Origin of the sequence: Psychrobacter sp. 16-MNA-CIBAN-0192 (assembly GCF_040309565.1) — a bacterium.
Classification (GTDB): Bacteria; Pseudomonadota; Gammaproteobacteria; order Pseudomonadales; family Moraxellaceae; genus Psychrobacter.
In genome coordinates, this window is sequence record NZ_JBEOOX010000491.1 from 1 (window position 1) to 254 (window position 254).

At 40.6% G+C, this 254-nt stretch carries 1 protein-coding gene; it reads left to right on the forward strand.

The features are described from left to right. Positions 1-254: type I phosphoribosyltransferase (locus AAEY78_RS14085; RefSeq protein WP_502943785.1), on the forward strand; the 254-nt coding region annotated here is incomplete at both ends.

A 254-nucleotide genomic window follows, 5' to 3' on the forward strand; every position in this document is an offset into this window, starting at 1 on the left:
TCATTACAACAAAGATGTGCCTTACTGCTTTAACCGTAAAGAGAAAAAAGCACACGGTGAAGGTGGCAGCTTAGTAGGTTCGGATCTTAAAGGTAAGATAATGCTAGTTGATGATGTGATCACTGCAGGTACTGCAATTCGCGAATCTATGGAAATTATTGCTGAAAATGGCGCAGATTTAAGTGGTGTTTTAATCGCACTTGATCGCCAAGAAAAAGGTAAAGCTGAGCTTTCAGCTATACAAGAGGTAGAGC